The sequence below is a fragment of the Acinetobacter sp. YH1901141 genome (assembly GCF_013416935.1).
Lineage (GTDB): Bacteria > Pseudomonadota > Gammaproteobacteria > Pseudomonadales > Moraxellaceae > Acinetobacter > Acinetobacter towneri.
Window position 1 is genome coordinate 1 of the sequence record NZ_VPEY01000070.1, and the last position, 1,556, is coordinate 1,556.

The 1,556-nt window shown below is 38.5% G+C and carries 2 protein-coding genes; both read left to right on the forward strand.

The genetic code is table 11. The features are described from left to right. The coding region (locus FTV52_RS14450) for an alpha/beta fold hydrolase (RefSeq protein ID WP_179991041.1) at positions 1-323 on the forward strand (323 nt) is incomplete at its 5' end. 447 nt (positions 324-770) lie between these two features. Beyond that, a complete protein-coding gene (locus FTV52_RS14890) occupies positions 771-1,208 on the forward strand; it encodes an HD domain-containing protein (protein ID WP_373683434.1) in 438 nt (145 codons plus the stop codon). The last annotated feature ends 348 nt before the right edge of the window (positions 1,209-1,556 follow it).

Sequence of the window (1,556 nt, forward strand, 5' to 3'; positions counted from 1 at the left end):
ACAAACAAAGAAGTGAAAAACTGATTAGAGCCGAATTTAAAAGAGCTAATAACTATATAAGTATGTTCAATCATGCGGCACTGCAAGGTGGTGAAGAATACTGGAACAGATTGAGCGAAATCAATCAACCAACCTTAATTGTACACGGAACGGACGATAAAATATGGCATTTTAAGAATTCAGCAGTTTTACTTGAAAAGATAAACGGCTCAAAACTAATAACGCTTGATGGAACCGGACACGAACTACATTTCGAAGATTGGAATAAAATTATTGATGGAATAACGCAACATACAACAAATAACAAAAGAATGAACAAATAGGGTATTATGTATTTCCAAATCAACGGTTTAGAGATTGAAGCTAATATCAATGTGTTCTTTGAATAACATCTTTTGGTGTTTTTTAATAATCATACTACGCAATTTTCTTTTATAAAAGGAAATATTGTAAACTAAATACGAAATGGTATCTTCATTAAATCATATCATCTCGGAGATACAGCGAAAAGAAAATACAATTTTGTTTTCTTAAAAACCAAAGACCAGGATTAACATCTTGGTCATTGTGCTTTTCAACCAATATCAACCAAAGCCACCAAAAAGATTACTTAACATAGGTTCATTGCCTGATTTTTTTATTCTTGAGACCTTAGCAGAAAATAATGTGATATGAAATATAAGGACATAGGAGAATCAGAGAAATTAGACCAAGTAATCAAAGAGATGAAAAATATTTTCAGAACTGTACCATATGGCGTCGATCACACAATGAAGGTGTTAGAAAATACACGGACGATTATTGAAAGAGAAAATGTAGACAGTCAGACTGGTTGTATTATAGAGTTAAGTGCTGTTTTACACGACATAGGTTCTGTGGAAGCATTACGCAAATATGGATCAATGGAGGGACATCTCCAAGAGCAGGAAGGAGTACCAATTGCAAGAAATATATTAAATGAACATAATTATGAACCATTCGTAATTGAAAGAGTATGTTATATAGTTGGAAACCATCATACGCCTGAAAAAATAGATGGAAAAGATTTTCAGATTCTTTGGGAGGCAGACCTTATTGAAAACATGCAAGTTATGGATTGCACTAAGGACACAGAAACCTTAAGACAATTTGTTTCAAAAAAAATCAAAACACAAGCGGGTAAGGCGCTTGCTTTATGTAAATACAGTCCTGCATTGAAGACCCTATAGTGATCAAGCAGATCCTTGATCACCTGAAGCACAAAGCCGAAACCAGCGGGACCAGGGCGTTACCCGAAAGCCGGGCGCCACCGGCTGAGCTGCTCCTGGGTCTGTTTGACTGACGAGCCTGAAGGCCAACGATACCAATCAAAATGCTGCGTTCACAGCGCCGCGGCAGGGATCCGCCGTGCTGGTTGTCGGAAAAGGAGCCGCTAGTGGGAAAGAGGAGGGTAAATTTTCAGCGTTGCTGGCTCCCCGTCAGCCGGATTGGGTTGCATCGCAGGGGTGTCGAAAGAGTCAACTGCGGTCCAAAGCTGTTGGACTTGGGTGAAAAGGGCGTTTATTCTTCCTATACGT